We start from the raw sequence: 6580 nt of genomic DNA on the forward strand, positions 1-6580 counted from the left end.
TAAAACCGATGTAAGTGCCCTGAATAGCAGAGTCTTCTTTTATCTCAACCGCAATGTTGTTCGACGTTAACGCACCACCCACATTGAACTCAGTTGGTTCGATTCGGAACTTCTCAACATCATCACTTTGGTTGGTAAACGAGATAGTCTCGGTTTGACTCACCGCACTGCCGCTTGGTGTCGAGCCATCAGAAAGTTGTGTTTCTGATAGCGTCACGCTTGGTACGGATTCGATGGTTGGAATATCACCATCGGTAATGGTCAGAACAACCGTCGCCGTTTCAACATCCACATCGCCATCGCTTGAGGTCACGACAATCGATTTGACGATGTCTTCGCTAACCGTGTGGTCTAGATTGCGGTTTGGTTCGAAGCGTACTTCACCTTCAAGTGTGATAAACAGAGAGCCTTCAGTGAAGATAAACTCTTGCTCACCGGTATCAGCTTGGTTAAGCGTCAGTGGAGTCCCACCATCGTAAGTAAACTCAGTAATGGTCGCGCCATCAGCACTCTGCTCTGGCATCACATCAATGGTACTGGTTGTGATTGTGCCGTCTGCAAGATTTGGCTCAGTGATATCTAACGTACCATCCTGCATGATTTGAACATCATCACCGATGGTTACATTTAACTGAGAAACCAAAGAATCATCGCCATCGCTGTCTACTGCATAAACAGGCAGGTCAAAGCTCAAACTGTTATTCACCAGACCATCTTCGTGGTCAAGCGCTTCAAGTAACGTAAATGTGTATTGACCTAGATTTGTACCAGAGAAGGTAACGGTAAAGACGTTGGTTTCAACATCCGACGCGTCTTTAACAAAACCGATGTAATCGCCAGCACTGTTAGGATCTTCTTTTAGCTGAACCGCCAAGTTGTTTGACGTTAACGTACCTAGAGTATTGAACTCTGTTGGCTCGATACGGAACGACTCAATATCGTCACTTTCATGAGTAAACTGAATGACTTTGGTGTCACTGACCGCAGAATTCGACGGATCAGAGCCATCGGTTAGATTCGTTTCAGATAGTGAGATTGGTGGAATGACATCTATGGTTGGGACATCGCCGTCCGTAATCGTAAGCGTCACTGTCGAGGTAAGAACGTCATCATCGCCATCGCTTGATGTCACAACGATATTTTTAACAATATCGCCTGCTGAGTGGTCTAAATCTCGGTTCGGCTCAAAGCGCACTTCCCCTTGAGTCGTAATAAACAGTGAGCCTTCGGTGAAGGTAAACTCTTGCTCGGTCGCATCATTCGGGTCTAGAGAGTAAGCGGTGCCGTCATAGGTAAATTGAGTCACACTCGCGCCATCGGCACTTGCGGATGTTAATACATCGAAAACGGATGTCGCTGGCGTACCTGCAGACAAGTCGGCAACAGTAGGCTCTTCGATACTAAGCGAACCACTCACCATCACTTGAACATCATCAGTAATCGTTACCGATAGCGGTGACATTAACGAGTCATCACCGTCGGTATCAACCGCGTAAACTGGTAGTTCGAACGTGAAGTCGTTATTGCCACGACCATCCTCGTGGTCGATATTCTCCAACAGCGTAAAAGTATATTGCCCCAGAGTCGCAGCGCTAAAGCTTAATGTGAAAATCTGTGTTTCTACATTAGAGGCACTAGTTGTAAAACCAACATAGTTACCTGAGCCTGCAGGATCTTCTTTCAGATCAATTGGCAGACCATCGGATTTCAATGAGTCATCACTATTAAACTCACTAGGCTCTAAACGGAATTTCTCAACATCATCGCTTTGATTCGTGAATGAGATGGTTTCCGTTTGGCTAACCGCACTACCACTTGGCAATGAGCCATCAGCGAGATCCGCTTCTTTAAGTGATACGCTCGGCACCGCATCAATAGTCGGATTGTCACCATCAGTAATGGTCAGCGTAATGGTTGAAGTCACCGGATCGTTATCGAAGTCGCTTGAAGTCACTTGTGTGGTCTAAATTACGATTTGGCTCAAAACGCACTTCACCTTGAAGAGTAATGAATAACTCTCCTTCCGTGAAGCTGAACTTTTGCTCGCCATTGTCAGTTTGATCAAGTGTTCGAAGTTGACCATCGTAGGTGAACTGAATGATTGTCGCGCCGTCAGCACTTTGCGTTGGCATCACATCGATGGTATTGGTCGTTACAGTACCACCAGCCAAATCAGCAACATTCGGTTCAACGATATCTAATGTGCCGTTTTGCATGATTTGGACATCATCACCGATAGTCACATTGAGTTGAGACACCAGTGAATCATCACCATCTTTATCAACAGCGTAAACCGGCAGGTCAAAGCTTAGGTTGTTATTTCCTAGCCCATCAACGTGATCTAACGCTTCCAACAGTGTGAAGGTGTATTGACCGATATTGGTATCCGAAAAACTAATCGTGAACACGTTCGTTTCAACATTAGGCGCCGTCGTCACAAAGCCGATGTAGCCACCCGGCGTACTTGGGTCGACTTTCAACTCAACCGTCAGTCCATTCGATTTTAGAAGGCCGCCAATATTGAACTCAGTAGGTTCAATACGGAAACTCGTCACATCATCACTTTGGTTGGTGAAGGTAATCGTCTCAGTTTGACTGACCGCACTGCCGCTTGGAGTAGAGCCATCACTCAGGTTGGATTCAGATAGCGTAACACTTGGTACATTATCAATCGTTGGAATATCGCCATCGGTAATGGTCAGCGTAACCGTTGAGGAAACAAGATCGTTATCAGAATCACTTGAGGTCACCACTATCGATTTAACAATGTCTCCACCTGTGTGGTCGAGATTGCGATTAGGCTCGAAACGCACGTCGCCCTGTAGGGTGATATACAGCGAACCCTCAGGAACATCAAATTTCTGTTCACCCGTATCGCTTTGGTCAAGTGTTAGTACCGCTCCACCATCGTAGGTCAACTGAGTAATGGTCGTTCCATCAGCGCCTTCTTCATCAAGAACATTAACCGTTGTCGTGGTCGGCGTACCTGCCGCTAAATCCGAGACCGTTGGCTCTTCAATATCGAGTGAGCTATTGACCATCACTTGAACGTCATCGGTGATCGTCACCGCCAACGGAGACATCAGAGAGTCGTCACCGTCGCTATCGACGGCGTAAACAGGCAAGTTGAATGTGAGGTCGTTATTGCCTTGAATCGGCGTGTGGTCAATCGCTTCGATAAGCGTAAAGGTGTATTCACCCAAATTAGTACTGCTGAAATCGAGTGTAAACACAGTGGTTTCGACATTCGAAATATCGGTCGTGAAACCAATATAATTGCCTGATCCTGTTGGTTCCTCTCGAATCTCAATGATCAAGCCATCGGACTTGAGCGCGTTGTTAGTATTAAATTCACTTGGTTCTAGACGGAATTTCTCAACATCGTCACTTTGATTAGTGAAAGTGATGGTTTCCGTTTGACTAACCGCGCTGCCACTTGGCGATGAGCCATCAGTTAAATCAGCTTCTTCAAGTACAACGCTCGGTACCGAATCGATAGTCGGATTGTCACCATCAGTAATGGTCAGCGTAATGGCTGAAGTCACCGGGTCGTTATCAAAATCGCTTGAAGTCACGACAATCGACTTCACGATATCTTCACTAACTGAGTGGTCTAGATCGCGATTAGGTTCAAAGCGCACTTCCCCTTCAAGGGTGATATAAAGCTCACCTTCAGTGAAGCTGAACAGCTGTTCACCAGTGTCCTTCGGATCAAGTGTTCGTAGTTGACCGTCATAAGTGAACTGAGTGATCGTCGCACCATCCGCACTCTGATTTGGCATCACATCAATAGTGTTGCTTGTGATCGTACCATCAGCCAGATTTGGCTCAGTGATATCTAACGTACCGTCTTGCATGATTTGAACATCATCACCGATGGTCACATTCAGTTGCGAAACCAATGAATCATCGCCGTCTGTGTCAACCGCATAAACAGGTAGATCGAAGCTCAGATCGTTATTATCTAAACCATCCGCATGGTCTAACGCTTCAAGTAAGGTAAAGGTGTATTCACCCAAAGTACTTGTAGAGAAAGTAATCGTGAATACAGGAACTTCAGCGTTCGAGCCATTAGTAATAAAACCGATGTAAGTCCCCGGATTAGCCGAATCTTCTTTTATCTCGACCGCAAATCCATTCGATTTCAGTGCACCGCCCACATTGAACTCGGTTGGCTCAATACGGAAACTCGCAACATCATCACTTTGATTGGTGAAGGTAATCGTCTCTGTTTGGCTTACTGCACTGCCGCTTGGTGAAGAACCATCTGCAAGATTCGTTTCAGAGAAAGTGACACTTGGCACCGCATCAATGGTTGGGATATCACCGTCAGTAATGGTCAGAGTGACCGTTGACGTCACCACATCGTTATCTAAATCGCTTGAGGTCACCACTATCGACTTGACGATATCTTCGCTAACCGTGTGGTCTAGATTGCGATTTGGTTCGAAGCGTACTTCACCTTCAAGAGTGATGAACAACTCACCCTCTGTGAAGCTAAATTGCTGCTCACCTGTGTCCGTTTGATCCAGTGTTCGAACTTGACCGTCATACGTAAACTGAGTGATCGTCGCACCATCGGCACTTTGTTCTGGCATCACATCGATGGTATTGGTTGTCACTGTGCCGTCTGCAAGATTTGGTTCAGTGATATCTAACGTACCACCTTGCATGATTTGAACATCATCACCAATGGTCACGTTAAGTTGAGACACCAACGAGTCATCGCCATCGCTATCGACCGCGTAAACCGGTAAGTCGAAACTCAAATTATTATTTGCGAGGCCATCTACATGGTCTAGTGCTTCAAGTAAGGTGAAGGTGTATTGACCTAAATTGGTATCCGAGAAACTAATCGTGAACACATTGGTTTCAACATTCGAACCATCAGTAACATAACCGATGTAGCCGCCCGGTGTGGTTGGGTCAGCTTTCAGCTCGACAGCTAATCCGTTTGATGTGAGAGTGCCGCCAAAATTGAACTCAGTCGGTTCAATACGGAAGCTGGTCACATCATCACTTTGAGTGGTGTAAGTAATAGTTTGAGTTGAGCTAACCGCGCTACCGCTTGGTGCAGAGCCATCACTCAGATTGGTTTCCGACAAGTTCACAGTTGGCACATTATCAATGGTCGGAATATCACCATCGGTAATGGTCAGCGTGACGGTTGAGGTAAGCACATCGTTATCGGAGTCACTAGATGTCACCACGATTGATTTCACAATGTCTTCGTTCAGCGTGTGGTCGAGATTGCGGTTGGGCTCAAAGCGCACTTCGCCTTGAAGCGTGATGAATAGTTCGCCTTCAGTAAAACTGAATTGCTGTTCACCATTGTCATTCTGATCAAGGGTTCGTAGTTGACCGTCATAAGTAAACTGAGTGATCGTCGCGCCATCAGCACTCTGATTTGGCATCACATCAATGGTGTTAGTTGTTACCGTACCATCTGCAAGATTGGGCTCGACGATATCTAACGCAATATCTTGCATGATTTGAACATCATCACCGATAGTGACATTTAACGGAGACATCAGTGAATCATCGCCGTCACTGTCTACCGCATAAACAGGCAGATAAAAGCTGAGCTCGTTGTTACCACGGGCATCTTGATGGTCCAACGCTTCAATGAGTGTGAACGTGTATTCACCTAATATGGTGCTAGAAAAACTCAGCGTAAATACCGTGGTTTCGACATTCGTCGCACTAGTAGTAAAACCAATGTAGTCACCCGACCCTGTCGGCTCTTCACGTAACTCAACGGCTAAACCGTTCGATTTAAGATCATCGTTAGTATTGAATTCCGTTGGTTCAATTCGGAAACGAACCACATCATCACTTTGGTTGGTAAATGTGATGGTTTGAGTGGAGCTCACCGCGCTGCCACTAGGAGCGGAGCCATCAGTCAGATTTGTTTCAGAAAGGGTTACGCTTGGAATAACGTCAATCGTAGGGTTATCACCATCAGTAATCGTCAGCGTTACGGTAGAAGTCAGAGAATCGTTATCGAAGTCACTTGAAGTCACCACAATCGACTTCACGATGTCTTCGCTCGCAGAGTGGTCTAGGTTACGGTTTGGCTCGAAACGCATTTCACCTTCAAGGGTGATGAACAAGCGACCTTCTGCGAAGTTAAACTGCTGCTCGCCTGAAATACTTTGATCCAGTGTATTTACGACACCGTCATAATTGAACTGAGTGATGGTCGCGCCATCTGCACTTTGATCGGGCATCACGTCAATGGTGTTGGTTGTTACAGTGCCGTCAGCAAGATTTGGCTCGATGATATCTAACGTACCGTCTTGCATGATTTGAACGTCATCACCAATAGTCACATTAAGCTGAGACACCAATGAGTCATCGCCATCGCTGTCTAGCGCATAAACAGGAAGCTCAAAGCTTAAATCGTTTTTATCTCGGCCATCCACATGGTCTAGCGCTTCAAGTAAGGTAAAGGTGTATTCACCTAACGTAGTAGCAGAGAAACTAATGGTGAATACTGGGATTTCAGAGCCAGAAGCGTTGGTAATAAAACCGATGTAAGTGCCCTGAATAGCAGAGTCTTCTTTTATCTCAACCGCAA

Annotated in this window: 1 pseudogene; it reads right to left on the reverse strand. The window is 46.0% G+C overall.

From position 1 onward, the window contains the following. Positions 1-6580, reverse strand: a pseudogene (locus A6D97_RS03475) (hypothetical protein); the annotation flags it as partial.

It is taken from the genome of Vibrio sp. ZF57 (assembly GCF_001691235.1).
GTDB classification, from domain to species: domain Bacteria; phylum Pseudomonadota; class Gammaproteobacteria; order Enterobacterales; family Vibrionaceae; genus Vibrio; species Vibrio crassostreae_C.